Source organism: Streptococcus mitis (genome assembly GCF_946190155.1).
In the GTDB taxonomy this organism is placed as follows: Bacteria; Bacillota; Bacilli; order Lactobacillales; family Streptococcaceae; genus Streptococcus; species Streptococcus mitis_CL.
The window spans coordinates 1-17,060 of the sequence record NZ_CAMHZL010000011.1; the positions used below are offsets into that span (position 1 = coordinate 1).

Consider the following 17,060-nt stretch of genomic DNA (forward strand, 5'->3'; position numbering starts at 1 on the left):
TTGGCAGGCACTCAAGGTAAATCTGATAAAGAGCTACTTGACCTCTTAAAACAAAACGGCACTCAAAGCTATAAAGCTACCATCAAGGTGTACGGTGCCAAAGATGGCAAGGCTGATTTGAGCAATCTTGTAGCGACTAAGGATTTGACAGTAAACTTGAATGGCTTGACCACTCCAGCTGAAGTTCAAAAAGGTGTGGCTGACAATACCAAAGACACAGTAGATGTCCCAGCTACTTACTTGGACAAAGCCAATTTCCCAGGCCCATTCACAGCCGGCGTCAACCAAGTTATTCCATACGAATTCTTCGCTGGTGACGGCATGTTGACTCGTCTTATCTTGAAAGCTTCTGACAAGGCTCCATGGTCAGACAACGGTTCAGCTAAAAATCCTGCTCTTCCACCAGTAGAGAAATTGGGCAAAGGCCTTTACTTCTATGAAGTGGATTTGGCTGGCACTCAAGGAAAATCTGACAAAGAACTGCTTGACTTGTTGAAACAAAATGGTACGCAAAGCTATAAAGCAACTATCAAGGTATACGGTGCTAAAGACGGCAAGGCTGATTTGACAAATCTCGTAGCGACTAAAGAATTGACAGTGAACTTGAATGGGTATAAGTCCCTCAATGAGATGAAATCTCAAATGCCAGCTGCTAGCCAGGATAAGATGATGCCTAACAAAGAGCAGGACAAAACCATGAATGCTAGCCAGCCTATGGTAACCTCAAGCAAAATGTCTGATGAAGGCAAGATGGCATCTACTAACAAGGTGTCAAGTCCAATGATGGCTGCTCACATGAAAGATCAAAAAGACATGCTTCCATATACTGGTGAAGCCCAAACATCAATGGCTACTATTGGATTCTTTGGATTAGCTTTGGCAGGTCTGCTAGGTGGACTCGGTTTGAAAGCTAAAAAAGAGGAAAATGACTAGTCTAGCTACAGACTTTCTATCTAGGATTTGAAAAATCCAGATATCGTTTAGAATGTTCGTAAAGCGATGAAAATAGTGTTATACTATTGTAGTATAGCACTGTTTTTTTCAAAGGAGAGACAGATGGGAAAGACAATTTTACTCGTTGACGACGAGGTAGAAATCACAGATATTCATCAACGTTATCTGGTTCAGGCAGGATATCAGGTTTTGGTGGCCCATGATGGGGTAGAGGCCTTAGAAATCTTCAAGCGAAAATCGATTGATTTGATTATTACAGATATCATGATGCCTCGGATGAATGGTTATGATTTGATTAGCGAGGTCCAGTATCAATCTCCGGATCAGCCTTTTCTCTTTATCACGGCTAAGACCAGCGAGCAGGACAAGATTTACGGTCTAAGTTTGGGGGCAGATGACTTTATTGCCAAGCCCTTTAGCCCCCGTGAGCTGGTTTTGCGTGTCCACAATATCTTGCGTCGCCTTCATCGTGGAGGTGAGTCAGAAGTCGTCAGTCTTGGGGATTTACGAATGAATCACAGTAGTCATGAGGTCCAAGTCGGAGATGTGGCGCTTGATTTGACAGTAAAATCCTTCGAACTTCTATGGCTTTTAGCTAGTAATCCAGAGCGCGTTTTCTCTAAAACAGACCTCTATGAAAAGGTCTGGCAAGAAGACTACGTGGATGATACTAATACCTTGAATGTTCATATTCATGCTCTGCGACAGGAATTGGCTAAACATGCTAGTACAGAAACACCGACCATCAAAACCGTCTGGGGCTTGGGCTACAAAATTGAGAAAGCGCGAGGTAGTCAATGAAATTAAAAAGTTATATTTTAGTAGGGTATATCATTTCAACACTCCTAACGATTATCGTGGTCTTTTGGGCCATCCAGCGAATGTTAATTGAAGAAAGAGAAATTTATTTCCTAGTGGGGATGACCCTCATAGCTAGTTTTGTCGGTGCTGGGATTAGTCTATTTCTCCTATCGCCGGTCTTTACTTCGTTGAGTAAACTCAAGGAACATGCCAAGCGGGTAGCGGACAAGGACTTTCCATCAAATCTGGAGGTTCAAGGCCCTGTAGAATTTCAACAATTAGGCCAAGCTTTCAATGAAATGTCCCATGATTTGCAGGCCACCTTTGATTCCTTGGAAGAAAGCGAACGAGAAAAGGGCTTGATGATTGCTCAACTTTCGCATGATATCAAGACCCCCATCACTTCAATCCAAGCGACGGTAGAAGGGATTTTGGATGGGGTTATCAAGGAAGGAGAACAGGACCATTATCTAGCAACCATTGGGCGTCAGACGGAAAGACTCAATAAACTAGTTGAGGAGTTGAATTTTTTGACCCTAAACACAGCTAGAAATCAGGTGGAAACGACCAGCAAAGACAGCATTTTTCTGGACCAGCTCTTGATTGAGTGCATGAGTGAATTTCAGTTCTTGATTGAGCAGGAGGAGCGAGATGTCCATTTGCAGGTAATTCCAGAGTCTGCCCGGATTGAGGGAGATTATGCCAAACTTTCTCGTATCTTGGTGAATCTGATCAATAACGCTTTTAAATACTCAGCTCCAGGAACTAAGCTGGAAGTGGTGGCTAAGATGGAGAAGAACCAGCTTTCAATTAGTGTGACTGATGAGGGACAGGGCATTGCTCCAGAGGATTTGGAGAATATTTTCAAACGCCTTTATCGTGTAGAAACTTCGCGTAACATGAAGACAGGTGGTCATGGTCTTGGTCTTGCGATTGCGCGTGAATTGGCCCATCAATTGGGTGGGGAAATCACAGTCAGCAGCCAGTACGGCCTAGGAAGCACCTTTACCCTCCTTCTTAACCTCTCTGGCAATGAAAATAAAGCTTAAAACCCCTTTACAAATCTAGCCATTCATGGTAAAATGGATTTTGTGCGAAATATCAGCAGGAAAGCATGAAGCTCGTCAACAGGTGTCTTATGATAAGTAACCTTGGCTGTTTAGGCGAAGGGCATCTGCACGAATCAGGGCTTTCTAAGTGACTATTTCCACCGAAATATTATTTATATCAGGAGGACATTCACATGTCACGTTATACAGGACCATCTTGGAAACAAGCTCGTCGCCTTGGCCTTTCACTTACAGGTACAGGTAAAGAATTGGCACGTCGTAACTACGTACCAGGACAACACGGACCAAACAACCGTTCTAAATTGTCAGAATACGGTTTGCAATTGGCTGAAAAACAAAAACTTCGTTTCACTTACGGTGTAGGTGAAAAACAATTCCGTAACTTGTTCGTACAAGCTACAAAAATCAAAGGCGGAATCCTAGGTTTCAACTTCATGCTTCTTTTGGAACGTCGTTTGGATAACGTTGTTTACCGTCTTGGTCTTGCGACTACTCGTCGTCAAGCTCGTCAATTCGTAAACCACGGTCACATCCTTGTTGACGGAAAACGCGTTGATATCCCATCATACCGCGTAACTCCAGGTCAAGTGATCTCAGTTCGTGAAAAATCATTGAAAGTTCCAGCCATCCTTGAAGCAGTAGAAGCTACTCTTGGACGTCCAGCATTCGTATCATTCGACGCTGAAAAATTGGAAGGTTCATTGACTCGCTTGCCAGAACGCGACGAAATCAACCCAGAAATCAACGAAGCACTTGTCGTTGAATTCTACAACAAGATGTTGTAATATTTTATTGAATAAGATAGGCTTTGGAGCCTTGATATTAAGCACTTTGGGACGCTTTCCCTTAGTGCTTTTTGAATTTCTCTTAGTATCCAGCTATCATCGTCTATAAGCAATTAGACCCATATAGTTCAAAGTGATATAGTAGTCTAAAGGATGTGCTACCATGAATGCTTTAGAAAAAAAGCTCTTCATCAACTTACTACAGTTGACAAAGAGCCATTTGTTATTGCTAACTTCAATAAAAGCCATCTTTAAAAATTTAAAAGTTTATTTTTTTCTTCAATATCATTTTTAATACATTCTTCAAGCACCTTGGGATCAACATAGATCACATTCCCAATCATTTTTGCGGGAATGTTCATAGATAGTACCTGGAAAGAATATTTTTTAACAAGTGGTTCAAGTTTTGAGCCGTTTATATTGTTGTTAATGGCAGGGAAAATGATATCTTCCCATGAAAATGTGTAGTTATAGATTGTTTTGTTAAATCCAAGCTCTCTGACTTTAACCATATCATGTATGCGAATAAGTTTTACTAGTATATTAATACCATCAATATTCTTGGCTTTATAATTTTCACGTAAGTCTTTAAAAGAAGTATAGTTCTTGAAGGCAAGATAAGCCAGTAGAATAATTAAAATTAAAGGGATAATGCCTTTAGACGTTAGCAAATCACTTATAGCTGTCAACTTAAAACTAAGTATGAAGTTGATAACAACTGCGTACAAAATAGCTAGTAGTGGCAATTTTACAAATAGAAAAGATTTGTATTTTATGGAAGTAATGGTATTGCTTTCTTTAAATTTTATTTTCATAAATGTTTCTCCTTAAATAGTATCAGTTGAAAGAATATAGAGAAAGACTATATAATGTTAGTTTTATAATAAAACACCCCATCAGCTAGATATTTTTGTCTAACTAATAGGGTGTAAGTCATGAAACGGAATGACCTATTATTTAACTTCTGTAACATATAGCTATTGTTTTAACTAAAACGCTATATTTTATTAAGTTTTAATAAGTTTTAAGTTACTAAAAATAGGGTTATTTTGTTTCTGTTGTTTCCGAATTGTTGCCGTTTGTGATATTTTCTATTGTTTCTGTTAAGTAAAATGCTGTTGCGATCTTTTTGCCTTGTTCTGACATATTTTCAGTTATTTCTCTAAAAACTTCATCTGTTGTTTTCCCTTCTTTCTTTGCTAGATAAGGAAGTGCTCTCATTGTGTCTCTAGTTTGATTTATAAATATTTCCGAGAAAATATCAGGGCTATTTTGTATGTATTCTTCAAATTCTTTACTTCCATATCCATACTGTATATCACTTTCTCCCAGTAAATAACTAGTTGTAGTGTTAAGTATTGAAGCTAATTTTAGAAGCGTTTCAAAGTTGGGTTCTCTTTTTCCGTTTTCCCAATTTGTGTAGGTGTTCTGTTTTACTCCTACTTTTTCACCTAGTTCTGTTTGTGTTAACCCCTTTTTTAGTCGTAACTCTTTGAGTCTTTGGGGAAATATATTTGAATTTATCATTAAATCACAACCTTTCAAAATAAAATCACAAAAAGACGTGTTTTTGGTTGACAAACACTTCAAAATGAGATAATATTGAATTATATCACATAGTGACGTACTAAGTATATCACATTTGATAGAAAGGTTTCAAGGGGGTAAACGCTTATGATTGTATAAAAAAGTCTTTGAAGAAAAAAATCCTCAAAGACTACCTAAAAATATCTTATTAAATTATATCATATATACGGAAAAGAGAAAAGGAGATGGCCTATAAAGATTATTACGAATACAAAGATATTGTAGAAGCTACTGGCAAGTCATATAGCGCTATAAAAAAATGGCGGATATCTATTGAACGATTATCAGGATATAAGTTTAAGAAGGTGAAGATACATGTTACTCGTAAGCATGTAAAAGAGCATTATCAGTTTACTGAAGAAGAATTTCAAAAGTTTATAAAATTGTCTAAGCGAATTGATGAAACAAAGAAAATGTCTGAATCAGTCATTGAGATATGGGGTGACTTAAAAAGTGCTGAAGAAAGAGCACTAAAAATAGATGTGGCTGAATTGAAAAAATTTCAAGAAAAACAGAAAGAAAGTAACAAAAATACAGCCTTTCAGATTATTTCATTGAAAAACGATATTAGAAGATTACAAAAGCTAGAAGAACGAATTGAAGCCTTAGAAGAAAAACAAGGCAAAGGGTTCTTTTCAAAATTAAAATAATAGAAAAAAGAGGAAAAAATTATGGCAAAAAATAAAATTAAATTAACTTCAGAAGTATCACTTAAAGAGGTGGCACTTGATAGCTCTCAATTTGATATCCCTAAGAAAATTCTAGTAGATTTTTCTAAAGCTAGGGTAAGTATGAAGTACAAAAATAAAAAACCTACTGACATTATGAGTCATTACAATTTAGAGGGCGTTGATGAGCGAATTGCTAAGGCTGTAAGTGATGGCGTAATTGACCAAGAGGACGTTAAGCCTATCATCATTGAAGTTTATGGCAGTTTTGAGGAAATTGAAGAACACGCTGAATTTGGGAAAATTCTATTTGTTGAGCTTCTTGATGTGGCAGTCAAAGCTTTATGGGTTGATGGTAGAAATCCAGGATATAAAGCCGCCAAACTGGTAGCTTCAGGGCTAAAACTTGCTATGTAAGTCTAAAATTTCTGTATATGATGGGAGCTAGCCGCCTTGCTCCTATCGGTTTACAAGTGAGCTAACTAGTAGCTGATAGCGACCGCAAAAAAGGCGGTTCGCCTTGCGCGGTTGCGAGTATCAGCGGGCATCTAGTTGGCTGACTTGTTCCGATAGGGCAATGCAATAAGCTACCTAAATATGCAGAAATTTTAGTTAAAAAGTTTTTTTGGGGGAGTATATATCCATATTTCCAAAACCTATGCGCGAGCGCCATTCTAGGACTTGACGATAGAATGGTGCAAACCAAGGGTAATCCCTTGATTGGCAAGCTTTCCGTGGACGTTACCGAAGGTGTCAGCGTAGCGTTAGGGAAACAAAAATGCCAAAAAATTAAGGGTTTTTCTTGGATATATTCGTGGATATATTCGTGGATATATTCTCCAAAAAAAAGAGTATATATCCAAAATGATAGAATAAAAAAACGAAAACATAGAAAAAATATACAAAAGTCTTTCATGAATTGAAAAGGATAAAGAATGACTAAAAGAATTAGAAACAGACGTTTCTTATTTGAGCAACAACTCAAACCAGATTATTGGGATTGGACTGTATCGGATAAGAAACTATTAGAAAACTGGGAAGAAAATAAAGATAAGATTTTTAGATTAATCTTTGACCGTATCCGTGAACTAGTCGAAGAAGATGAATTTGTGGAAGTGGCTTTTATCGTTCATGATAAAGATATTTCCTATGGGACAAAATTGGTCGAACCTCATATTCACGGATATATTGATTTTCCAAAATTGATAGATTTATCAAAAGTTGCTATGGCTTTAGGGGTAGAAAAAGAACGTGTCGAGACTCCAAAATCAAAAGGCGGTAGGGGTTATACACGTATCAACGCTTTAGCTTATCTTATCCATGCAAAAGATAAAGATAAATATCAATATCCTGTTAGTGATGTTGAAACATTTGATACGCTTGACTATGAAGTTTTTATCAATCAGAATAAAGAAGATTTTGAGAATTATTCTGCAACAAGAAAACGTGAGAAATCAGAAGAAAGTCTTGATTTGGTATTGGCTAAAGTTCAACTAGGAGAATTGACCTATAATGATGTTATGGAAGACGATAACCTTGCTTTTCTCTTTGGAAATAATCAACAGAAATTTAGGGAACGATTTAATTTTTATGGAGAACGTCAGGCTTTTTTACGTTTAAAAAGTTTGGAACTTGGGGAATATCAATTAACTGTAATTTATATACAAGGAGAATCAGAAGTTGGGAAGTCGACTTTATCTAGAGAAATAGCCTTACAGGTTCAAAGTAAATTAAATGAAATAGGTTTGAGAGGGGATATCTATTCGGCTTCTTCTGCTAATCCTTTTGATGATTATTATGGTGAAGAAATCTTAGTATTAGACGATTTAAGGGAAAATAATATGTCTCCAAGTGATTGGCTAAAATTATTTGACCCCCTTAATTCTGCTAGAATGTCGGCACGCTATCAAAATAAAAGGGTAGTTCCAAGGTTGATAATTATGCCTGTTTATAAGTCACCAAAATTATTTTTTGGAGAAATTAAGGAAGAGGATCTAAATCAGTTCCTTAGGAGAATTAACTTTTTATTAGATGTAACCTATAAGCAAGGGTCAGATGAAAATCGTTTATATAATATTTCTGAAGTTGTGAAACGTAGGGGAGTTGATTTTTATCAGAAAAAAGATGGTTCTATGGCTGTTTTAAACTTCAAATATGAAGATATATTTTGCTCAGATGATAAAGATGATTTTATAAGTAAATTGCTTGAAGATTGTATTTATCCTAGAATATTGCCAAAGAAAATAAAGGACGTGACAAATGACTAAAAAAATTGTGATTTTCTTTGATGAAAGGTTAAATACTGACTTTCGTATAGTACGCTTTGGGAAGTTTATACCGATAAGTCAAGAACTAGATAATATTTATATGTTCATAAATGATAGGAATTTATGGAATAGATGCAAAAAAAAGATGCGTGAAAATCAATCACACATCAAAATAAAAAACCAAAGTAATTATAACATGAAAAGGAGAAAAATGCTATGTTCGTAACAAAAGAAGATTTGAAAAAATTAGGTTTTGGAAATTATCAAGCTTATAGTTTGATTAAACAGGCCAAGGCTTTGATGGTACAAAAGGGCTTTGCTTACTATAATTCTAAGGGATTGGGGCAAGTTCCTGTTGAAGCTGTTGAGGAAATTTTGGGTACAAAATTAAATTTTGAGGAAGTGGAAGAATATGCCTAAAATCCCTCATGTATATTATGACAAGGCTAGTAGCTCTTATTATGCGGTTGCTTCACTAGGTTTTGATGAAGTGACTGGTAAAAGAATGCAGAAAAAGAAAAGAGGGTTTAAAACTCAAACAGAAGCCAAGAAATGGTATGATGATTTTATAGCGAAACACTCGAAAAAAGCTATTGTACATGGTGCGACTTTAACGGTTGAGTTGTTTTTGGAAAAGTATTTTGTACCTCACTATAAGAATAAAGTGACTACCAGGACATTTATGACCTTTTCTTCTAAGTTGAAAAGATTGAAATATTTTTATCCTATGAAAATGGTTGATGTTAAACCTATTCATATAAAAAAATGGCATACAGACATCTTGGAAGAGGGGCTATCTAATAACTATTTAAAAGATTTACATCAAACAGTAAAAGAGCTATTTGATATGGCGCTTACTTTGGGTGTTGTGAGCGAAAATCCTGCTCGGCAGGTTGGAAATATGAAGAGGACTAGAAAAAAGGTTGATTTTTGGACAAAAGAAGAATTTGAAAAATTTATTAAAACCTTTGAAAAAGATGATGTTGTAGAACATTTGAAATATATCTGTTTTCTATTTCTCTTTATGACAGGATTGAGGATAAGCGAATTACAAGCTTTAACATGGGAAGATGTTGATTTTGAGAATAAAGCTGTACAAGTCAATAAGTCTATGTTTTATCAAAATAAAAATAATTGGCAAATTAACCCTACAAAAACATTTTCAAGCAATAGAAAAATCTATCTTGATGATACGACGATTAAGGCGCTATCCTTATGGAAAAATCATCAGAAAAAGCTAGGAAAAATAAGTTTTGTCTTTTCTTATAACTGTTTACCAGTGACTAAGACAATGCTTGCTAATAGCATGAAGAAACATGGAGAAATGGCTGAAGTCAAAAGTATTCGTATACATGATTTAAGGCACTCCCATGCTAGTCTGTTGCTCTCTTTGGGTATGAATGACCTAGAACTTAAAAATAGGCTAGGACATGCAGATATACAGACGACTTTGGGAGTTTATTCCCATCTTCGCCCCTCTGCTATGAAAGAGGTTGCGGACAAACTAGAGGGGGTACTTTCACTATAAATTAAAATCACGGCTTTCGTATCACTAGCGAAGTCTGTTATACGAAAACGGAGATTATAAAAAGGTAGCAAGATTATGTCTTACTACCTTTTTTGTTGCCAAAATGTTACCACTTGGCTATTATTAAGTGTTAAAACGTTGATTTAACGCTATTTTCACTAATTTAACTCTTATTTAACTTCTGTAAACACAACGTGTTTGCGAAGTTTTGGTGAGTATTTCTTCAATTGAAGACGGTCTGGAGTGTTACGTTTGTTTTTAGAAGTAAGGTACAAGCGTTCACCAGATTCTTTGTGTTCAAGTGTAATATTTACGCGCATGGTATCTCCCTTCTATTATTCAGCTGATGCAGCTTTAGCGATTTTACGTCCTTTGTAGTATCCTTTAAGTGATACACGGTGAGAACGTGAGTAATCTCCAGTAGTTTCGTCAAAGTTTACAGATGGAGCTGTTACTTTGTAGTGTGTACGACGTTTGTTTTTCTTCGCTTTTGAAGTGCGACGTGCAGGTACTGCCATTTTGATTTCTCCTTTAGGTATTTATATTCGATTCAATCTACTGATTTTCATCAACCATATTAGAATAACACATTTTTTTTGTAAAGTAAAGTTACTTGACAAAAAAAGATGAAAAAATTCTCCTGTCAGTCCTAGCAGACAGGAGAAGGTGTTAAATATCAATCTCAAATGGTTCGTCAATGGTTTCTGATACGTATTTTCCGTCTTTCTTCCGTTGTTTGACACATTCTGTGAGGAGATATTCGATTTGCCCATTGACTGAACGAAAGTCATCTTCTGCCCATGATGCGAGTGCAGCGTATAACTTTGTTGAGAGTCGAAGGGGGATCTGCTTCTTTTTAGCTTCAGCCATCTTTAGTAAAGACTTCCTGTGTTGACAATTGGTTGTGCATCATGATTGCCACAGAGTACGACAAGGAGATTTGAAACCATGGCAGCTTTTCGTTCTTCGTCAAGCTCTACCAATTCCCCTTCATTGAGTCGTTCTAGTGCCATTTCAACCATTCCTACAGCACCATCCACAATCATCTTACGGGCATCAATAATGGCAGATGCTTGTTGGCGTTGAAGCATGACAGCAGCAATTTCTGGAGCGTAAGCTAGGTAAGTAATACGTGCTTCAAGGATTTCCAAGCCAGCATCCTCAACACGACTTTGGATTTCCTCACGAATACGGTTAGCTACAATCTCACTAGAACCACGGAGACTACCTTCATCTGCTTGCCCGTCACCTGTAGTATCCACATTAGGAGAGACATCGTAAGGATAGATGCGGACAATATTTCGGAGGGCGCTATCACATTGCAATGAAAGATATTCTTTGTAGTTGTCCACATTGAAGACTGCTTTGGCTGTATCAACAACTCTCCAAGTTACCGCGATCCCGATTTCTACGGGATTTCCTAGACAATCATTGATTTTTTGGCGAGAATTGCTCAAGGTCATAACCTTGAGGGAAATCTGTTTTTTGCCAATTTCAATGTTTACATCATTGCCATTTGATGATTTCATTCCTGACAAAGGAGATTTTGTGCTAACATCACCACTTTGTCCCAGTCTAGTGTGATTTGCAGGGTTGACTGCTACGCTGAAGGGATTAACAAAGTAAAAACCAGGTTCTTTGATGGTACCTGTATAGTTACCAAAAAGGGTCAAAACCAGAGCTTCCTGAGGTTTGACAACTTTTAAACCAGCATGAGCTAGGCCTGCAATTAAGCTTAATAAAAGTCCGATAATAATTCCAAAAATGTTTTCCGAACCAACACCCATTATAAATATAAAGATACCGAGTACGAGCGCCAATTCAATGAGAATCAATGCGAATACACCATTTGGTTTTGAATTGATTAGTTTTTCAGTCATAAGAATGACCTCCTATTATTTGATATCTAAATGATATCACTTTAATTTATAAAGTCAAGAAATAAATGTAACATTTTTAAAGAAAATATTTCTGTATAGAATTTTCTGAAAATTCAAGAATTTTCTTCTGTTCATTGCTTTTAAAATGTGCTATAATAGTAAAAACTGAAATGGGAGGGAATAAATGACTGAATTAGATAAACGTCACCGCAGTAGCATTTATGATAGTATGGTAAAATCACCAAACCGTGCCATGCTTCGTGCGACTGGTATGACAGATAAGGACTTTGAAACACCGATTGTTGGGGTAATTTCGACTTGGGCGGAAAATACACCATGTAACATTCACTTGCATGACTTTGGGAAATTGGCTAAAGAAGGTGTCAAATCTGCAGGTGCTTGGCCTGTGCAGTTTGGGACTATCACTGTAGCGGACGGTATTGCCATGGGAACGCCTGGTATGCGTTTCTCTTTGACATCTCGTGATATCATTGCAGACTCTATCGAGGCGGCTATGGGTGGTCACAACGTGGATGCCTTCGTCGCTATCGGTGGCTGTGATAAGAATATGCCTGGTTCTATGATTGCCATTGCCAATATGGATATCCCAGCTATTTTCGCCTATGGTGGAACCATTGCACCGGGAAATCTTGATGGCAAAGACATTGACTTGGTTTCTGTCTTTGAAGGTATCGGAAAATGGAACCACGGTGACATGACAGCTGAGGACGTGAAACGTCTTGAATGTAATGCCTGCCCTGGCCCTGGTGGCTGTGGTGGTATGTACACAGCTAATACCATGGCGACTGCTATCGAAGTTCTCGGGATGAGTTTGCCAGGGTCTTCATCTCACCCAGCTGAATCAGCTGATAAGAAAGAAGATATCGAAGCAGCAGGACGTGCTGTTGTTAAGATGTTGGAACTTGGTCTTAAGCCATCAGATATCTTGACTCGTGAAGCCTTTGAAGATGCTATCACTGTAACCATGGCTCTCGGTGGTTCTACAAATGCCACTCTTCACTTGCTTGCCATTGCCCATGCGGCCAATGTTGACTTGTCTCTTGAGGACTTCAATACGATCCAAGAACGTGTGCCTCACTTGGCCGACTTGAAACCATCTGGTCAGTATGTTTTCCAAGACCTCTACGAAGTCGGTGGTGTGCCTGCGGTTATGAAATATCTCTTGGCGAATGGTTTCCTTCACGGGGACCGTATCACATGTACTGGTAAGACTGTCGCTGAGAACTTGGCTGACTTTGCAGACCTCACACCAGGTCAAAAAGTTATCATGCCACTTGAAAATCCAAAACGTGCAGACGGTCCGCTTATCATCTTGAACGGGAACCTTGCTCCTGACGGTGCGGTTGCCAAGGTGTCAGGTGTGAAAGTGCGTCGTCACGTTGGACCAGCTAAGGTCTTTGACTCGGAAGAAGATGCTATCCAGGCCGTTCTGACAGATGAAATCGTTGATGGCGATGTAGTCGTTGTTCGTTTCGTTGGACCTAAGGGTGGTCCTGGTATGCCTGAGATGCTGTCACTTTCATCAATGATTGTTGGTAAAGGTCAAGGAGACAAAGTTGCCCTCTTGACAGACGGACGTTTCTCTGGTGGTACTTATGGTCTGGTTGTTGGACATATCGCCCCTGAAGCTCAGGATGGTGGGCCAATTGCCTACCTCCGTACAGGCGATATCGTTACGGTTGACCAAGATACCAAAGAAATTTCCATGGCTGTATCTGAAGAAGAACTTGAAAAACGCAAGGCAGAAACAACCTTGCCACCACTTTACAGCCGTGGTGTCCTCGGTAAATATGCCCATATCGTATCATCTGCTTCACGCGGAGCCGTGACAGACTTCTGGAATATGGACAAGTCAGGTAAAAAATAAACTCAAAAAGCAAGCCAACTTCGGCTTGCTTATTTTTATCTTCAAAAGTGATTTGCCTGCTTATACTCAATAAAAATCAAAGAGCAAACTAGAAAGTTAGGCACAGGTTGCTCAAAGCACTGCTTTGAGGTTGTGGATAGAACTGACGAAGTCAGTAACCATATCTACGACAAGCCGACGCTGACGTGGTTTGAAGAGATTTTTGAAGAGTATTAACGAGGTGGTAGTCCAAGGGCAATACGGCCGTAGCGACTGATTCGTGTGATTTTCCAAGCAGGTGACCAGGTAACTTCAACCTTAACATCTTCGATGCCCTCGATTTGTTTCAAACCTGCCACGATTTCGATAGGCAAACTCTCTGCGCAATCGCAGGCTGTATCGGTGAAGGTCATGACAATCTTGCAGAGACCTGTTTCATCCAGATTGATTTCATAAATCAACCCTAGATTGTAAACATCCAATTCCACATCTGTATCAAAAACCTTCTCTAGCTTTTCGATAATTTGGTCTTGCAAGGCCAAAGCACGGTCATTGATTTTGATATCCTCTCTCATTACAGTCCCTCCACGTGATAAATATCCTCTATTTTCTCATAATTCTGACAATTTGGCAAGTTTTTGATGAATTTTCTGAAAAGACTCTCTTGAGATTTTCTTCTCTCACTGTTTTAATCCCTCTATTTATGGTAAAATAAGACTATTAAGTTTAAAGAGGATTCCCTATGAAATTACAAAAACCAAAAGGAACGCAGGATATTTTACCTGCTGAGTCTGCCAAATGGCAGTACGTTGAGGGCTTTGCCCGTGAGATTTTCAAGCGCTATAACTACGCAGAAGTGCGCACGCCTATTTTTGAGCACTACGAGGTTATCAGCCGCTCTGTCGGAGATACAACGGATATCGTAACCAAGGAAATGTATGATTTCTATGACAAGGGTGACCGTCATATTACCCTCCGTCCAGAAGGAACTGCGCCCGTTGTCCGTTCCTATGTGGAAAATAAACTCTTTGCGCCAGAAGTGCAAAAGCCAAGCAAGTTCTACTACATGGGACCTATGTTCCGTTATGAGCGTCCGCAGGCAGGGCGTTTGCGCCAGTTCCACCAGATTGGGGTTGAGTGTTTTGGCTCTAGCAATCCAGCTACCGATGTGGAAACTATCGCGATGGCAGCCCATTTCTTGAAAGAAATCGGCATCCAAGGTGTCAAATTACATCTTAACACTCTTGGAAATCCTGAGAGCCGTGCAGCCTACCGCCAAGCCTTGATTGACTATTTGACACCGCTCAAGGAGACCTTGTCTAAGGATAGCCAACGTCGCTTGGAGGAAAATCCTCTCCGTGTCTTGGACTCTAAGGAAAAAGAAGACAAGGTGGCAGTGGAGAATGCTCCTTCTATCTTGAACTTCCTTGATGAAGAAAGCCAAGCTCATTTTGATGCTGTGCGTCAGATGTTGGAAAATCTTGGAGTAGACTATATCATCGATACCAATATGGTGCGTGGTCTGGACTACTACAACCACACCATTTTCGAGTTTATCACAGAGATTGAGGGCAATGACTTGACAGTCTGTGCGGGTGGTCGTTACGATGGTTTGGTTTCTTACTTTGGAGGCCCTGAAACTGCTGGATTTGGTTTTGGACTTGGTGTAGAGCGCCTGCTTCTCATTCTTGAAAAGCAAGGTGTAGCCCTCCCTATTGAAAACGCCCTAGATGTCTATATCGCAGTCTTGGGCGAAGGGGCAAATGTCAAGGCCTTGGAGTTGGTACAAGCCCTTCGCCAACAAGGTTTCAAAGCAGAGCGTGATTACCTCAACCGTAAACTCAAAGCTCAGTTCAAGTCAGCCGATGTCTTTGCGGCTAAGACCCTCATCACCCTAGGAGAGAGTGAAGTCGAAAGCGGACAAGTGACGGTCAAGAACAACCAAACCCGAGAAGAAGTGCAAGTGTCGCTTGAGACTATCAGCCAAAACTTCTCAGAAATCTTTGAAAAACTAGGGTTTTAATAACAGAAAAACTGGTCAGAAAACTACTCTGACCTTTTTCTTTTGCAAAATGACAAAAATCATAAACTTTTTGACAAATATGCTTGTCAAAAAGAAAAAGATGTGTTACAATGTAAGCAAGTTAAGAAATAAAGAAATAGGAGGGAGTCACATGTGGGTATGGATTTTTTTCCCTTTTCTCGTCTTGATTTATAGTAGTCAATCTAAAAAAATCAAGCGGTTAGAGAAGAGGTTAAAGGTAATCGAAAGAAAAGAGAAAGGAAATATAGAAATGTCAAGATTATTAAAAGAATTGATTGGAAAAAAACCAACAATCGTTGGACAAGTGCTTGGAACATCTTTATGGGAAGTTGTGGATGTTGATGAGGAATGGGTCAAACTACGTCATGTTGATAAAAATGGGAAAGAAAAATTCAAGTTGCAACGTATTGAGGATATCCAAGCTGTTGAATTTGACGGAGAGTAGGTGTGTAACATGCAGCTAAAAAATCGTCTCAAAGAGCTTCGAGCTCGCGATGGTCTCAATCAAACCGACTTAGCCAAGCTGGCAGGAGTTTCCAGGCAGACCATTAGTCTACTAGAACGGGATGAGTACACCCCATCCATTATCATTGCTCTGAAAATATCTCAAATTTTCAACGAAACAGTCGAATCGGTATTTCGCTTAGAGGAGGATGAGTGATGAACAAGTATAAAGTGATCTATTATGTAGTTGTCGTAGCTCTATTAATCAGCGTATTTCTATTGATTGGGATAGACTTAGGCTGGTTTAGTCCCTATCAAAGTAACCAATTTGTTTGGGCCTATTTTGCCCTCATACCAGTAATTGAATGGATTGAAAAGAAATCCAAAAATCTAGCAAGTGAAAAAGGAGAATGAATATGAAAAAGAAAAAGAAACGTGGATTGTTATTTTTAATGTCTATTGTCTTGGGATTTTTTTTGGCCATGTTTGTAGGGATGTTTAAGGCACTTGCTGAATCCCACGGAATTATGTTAGATGTAAAAATCTTGATACCATGGATATCAGCTATTTGTTTAGTGTTAGGTTTCATTAGCATACTTTTGACATTCAATTTCTTAAAGAAAAGCAGAAAATTTCATTCCTTGTATCAAGAGGAAATGGATGATGATCTGAATGAAAGCTATTATGTGCAAATGTATCGAAATCTCGAGTTTGGAACCATTGCTTTTAATATTGCAAGTGTAGCGATTTTATTAGCTCTCTTCATTTCAGCAAGTGAAATGGTTGTACTAAATGGAAGCCATATAACCTTACCTCTTTCTTTTTTGGCATTAGTGCTGATTTTCAGTGTTCAAAAATATCTTTTTAAGACCATTGCGATTGTTCGCCAGTTTGATTTGGTATTTTTCTCTACACCAAAGGATATCTTAGAGCATTTCGATTCTTACGATGAAGGGGAGCGCAAGGCTAATTTGGAACAGAGTTTTCGGATTTTATTCCAATTAAATCAGTATGTCTTGCCAATCTTATATATTTTTCTTTTTATCATTTCTTTCTTGACAGGAAAGATTCAATTACTGTCCTTATTGCTTGTAGGAGCAATCCATGTTTATATCAATGTGATGCAGTTGCCTATGGTGAAACGTTATTTTAAATAAAGGAGTTT

Annotated in this window: 22 protein-coding genes; 15 read left to right on the forward strand and 7 right to left on the reverse strand. The window is 38.4% G+C overall.

The annotated features are described in order from the left end of the window. The 4 genes from N8O80_RS08310 to rpsD form a co-directional block, all read left to right on the forward strand. A partial coding sequence (locus N8O80_RS08310; protein WP_261027797.1) for a fibronectin-binding SSURE repeat-containing protein occupies positions 1–933 on the forward strand: 933 nt, incomplete at its 5' end. Positions 934–1,056: 123 nt separating this feature from the next. Next, positions 1,057–1,755: a response regulator transcription factor gene (locus tag N8O80_RS08315; RefSeq protein WP_261027799.1), complete on the forward strand. Its 699-nt coding sequence runs from the start codon at positions 1,057–1,059 to the stop codon at positions 1,753–1,755. After that, entirely contained in the window at positions 1,752–2,804 is a 1,053-nt protein-coding gene (locus N8O80_RS08320) for a sensor histidine kinase (protein WP_261027801.1), read from the forward strand. The genes N8O80_RS08315 and N8O80_RS08320 overlap by 4 nt, the downstream gene beginning before the upstream one ends. 194 nt (positions 2,805–2,998) lie before the next feature. Beyond that, positions 2,999–3,610 (forward strand): 30S ribosomal protein S4, encoded by a 612-nt coding sequence (gene rpsD / locus N8O80_RS08325; RefSeq protein WP_000092756.1) that lies wholly within the window; start codon positions 2,999–3,001, stop codon positions 3,608–3,610. A 251-nt stretch (positions 3,611–3,861) separates the two neighbouring features. On the opposite strand, the gene N8O80_RS08330 is transcribed toward rpsD, so the two are convergent. Continuing rightward, positions 3,862–4,425, reverse strand: a complete 564-nt coding sequence (locus N8O80_RS08330; protein ID WP_261027802.1) for a hypothetical protein — start codon at positions 4,423–4,425, stop codon at positions 3,862–3,864. 229 nt (positions 4,426–4,654) lie between these two features. Further along, positions 4,655–5,137, reverse strand: coding sequence for a helix-turn-helix domain-containing protein (locus N8O80_RS08335; RefSeq protein ID WP_261027804.1), 483 nt, complete (start codon positions 5,135–5,137; stop codon positions 4,655–4,657). A gap of 245 nt (positions 5,138–5,382) precedes the next feature. Here N8O80_RS08335 and N8O80_RS08340 point away from each other — a divergent pair, with 245 nt between their 5' ends. From N8O80_RS08340 to N8O80_RS08360, 5 genes are all read left to right on the forward strand, one after another. After that, the gene (locus N8O80_RS08340) at positions 5,383–5,847 is read left to right on the forward strand and encodes a DUF3450 domain-containing protein (protein WP_261027806.1); all 465 of its coding nucleotides are present in this window, start codon (positions 5,383–5,385) and stop codon (positions 5,845–5,847) included. A gap of 21 nt (positions 5,848–5,868) precedes the next feature. Beyond that, positions 5,869–6,282: a hypothetical protein gene (locus N8O80_RS08345; protein WP_261027808.1), complete on the forward strand. Its 414-nt coding sequence runs from the start codon at positions 5,869–5,871 to the stop codon at positions 6,280–6,282. A gap of 518 nt (positions 6,283–6,800) precedes the next feature. Then, positions 6,801–8,132 carry a Rep family protein gene (locus tag N8O80_RS08350; RefSeq protein WP_261027810.1) on the forward strand — a complete coding sequence of 444 codons (1,332 nt, stop codon included), beginning with the start codon at positions 6,801–6,803 and terminating at the stop codon, positions 8,130–8,132. A 216-nt stretch (positions 8,133–8,348) separates the two neighbouring features. Further along, on the forward strand, positions 8,349–8,552 hold the full coding sequence (locus N8O80_RS08355; RefSeq protein WP_000498227.1) for a DUF3173 family protein: 204 nt from the start codon (positions 8,349–8,351) through the stop codon (positions 8,550–8,552). Beyond that, positions 8,545–9,660 carry a site-specific integrase gene (locus tag N8O80_RS08360; RefSeq protein ID WP_261027812.1) on the forward strand — a complete coding sequence of 372 codons (1,116 nt, stop codon included), beginning with the start codon at positions 8,545–8,547 and terminating at the stop codon, positions 9,658–9,660. Before N8O80_RS08355 ends, N8O80_RS08360 begins: the two co-directional genes overlap by 8 nt. 170 nt (positions 9,661–9,830) lie before the next feature. Here N8O80_RS08360 and rpmG read toward each other — a convergent pair whose 3' ends face one another. From rpmG to N8O80_RS08380, 4 genes are all read right to left on the reverse strand, one after another. Then, positions 9,831–9,980 carry a 50S ribosomal protein L33 gene (gene rpmG / locus N8O80_RS08365; protein ID WP_001265622.1) on the reverse strand — a complete coding sequence of 50 codons (150 nt, stop codon included), beginning with the start codon at positions 9,978–9,980 and terminating at the stop codon, positions 9,831–9,833. 15 nt (positions 9,981–9,995) lie between these two features. Continuing rightward, positions 9,996–10,178, reverse strand: coding sequence for a 50S ribosomal protein L32 (gene rpmF / locus N8O80_RS08370; protein ID WP_000290417.1), 183 nt, complete (start codon positions 10,176–10,178; stop codon positions 9,996–9,998). Positions 10,179–10,329: 151 nt separating this feature from the next. Beyond that, on the reverse strand, positions 10,330–10,530 hold the full coding sequence (locus N8O80_RS08375; RefSeq protein WP_000796544.1) for a type II toxin-antitoxin system antitoxin: 201 nt from the start codon (positions 10,528–10,530) through the stop codon (positions 10,330–10,332). Between the two features lie 2 nt (positions 10,531–10,532). Further along, positions 10,533–11,540 (reverse strand): SPFH domain-containing protein, encoded by a 1,008-nt coding sequence (locus N8O80_RS08380; protein WP_004269911.1) that lies wholly within the window; start codon positions 11,538–11,540, stop codon positions 10,533–10,535. A gap of 184 nt (positions 11,541–11,724) precedes the next feature. Between N8O80_RS08380 and ilvD the strand changes: the two genes are divergently transcribed. Then, positions 11,725–13,428 carry a dihydroxy-acid dehydratase gene (ilvD, locus tag N8O80_RS08385; protein WP_000137343.1) on the forward strand — a complete coding sequence of 568 codons (1,704 nt, stop codon included), beginning with the start codon at positions 11,725–11,727 and terminating at the stop codon, positions 13,426–13,428. A 212-nt stretch (positions 13,429–13,640) separates the two neighbouring features. Here ilvD and N8O80_RS08390 read toward each other — a convergent pair whose 3' ends face one another. Beyond that, complete coding sequence (locus N8O80_RS08390; protein ID WP_001206380.1) at positions 13,641–13,982, reverse strand: metal-sulfur cluster assembly factor; 342 nt, start codon at positions 13,980–13,982, stop codon at positions 13,641–13,643. Between the two features lie 167 nt (positions 13,983–14,149). On the opposite strand from N8O80_RS08390, the gene hisS reads away from it, so the two are divergent. From hisS to N8O80_RS08415, 5 genes are all read left to right on the forward strand, one after another. Continuing rightward, positions 14,150–15,430, forward strand: coding sequence for a histidine--tRNA ligase (hisS, locus tag N8O80_RS08395; protein WP_261027821.1), 1,281 nt, complete (start codon positions 14,150–14,152; stop codon positions 15,428–15,430). Positions 15,431–15,701: 271 nt separating this feature from the next. Next, positions 15,702–15,896: an aspartyl-tRNA synthetase gene (locus tag N8O80_RS09850; protein WP_261027822.1), complete on the forward strand. Its 195-nt coding sequence runs from the start codon at positions 15,702–15,704 to the stop codon at positions 15,894–15,896. Between the two features lie 9 nt (positions 15,897–15,905). Continuing rightward, a complete protein-coding gene (locus tag N8O80_RS08405) occupies positions 15,906–16,112 on the forward strand; it encodes a helix-turn-helix transcriptional regulator (protein ID WP_001176227.1) in 207 nt (68 codons plus the stop codon). Continuing rightward, a complete protein-coding gene (locus tag N8O80_RS08410; protein ID WP_201058635.1) occupies positions 16,112–16,309 on the forward strand; it encodes a hypothetical protein in 198 nt (65 codons plus the stop codon). The genes N8O80_RS08405 and N8O80_RS08410 overlap by 1 nt, the downstream gene beginning before the upstream one ends. A gap of 2 nt (positions 16,310–16,311) precedes the next feature. Next, the gene (locus tag N8O80_RS08415; RefSeq protein WP_261027826.1) at positions 16,312–17,052 is read left to right on the forward strand and encodes a DUF3169 family protein; all 741 of its coding nucleotides are present in this window, start codon (positions 16,312–16,314) and stop codon (positions 17,050–17,052) included. Positions 17,053–17,060 lie beyond the last annotated feature (8 nt).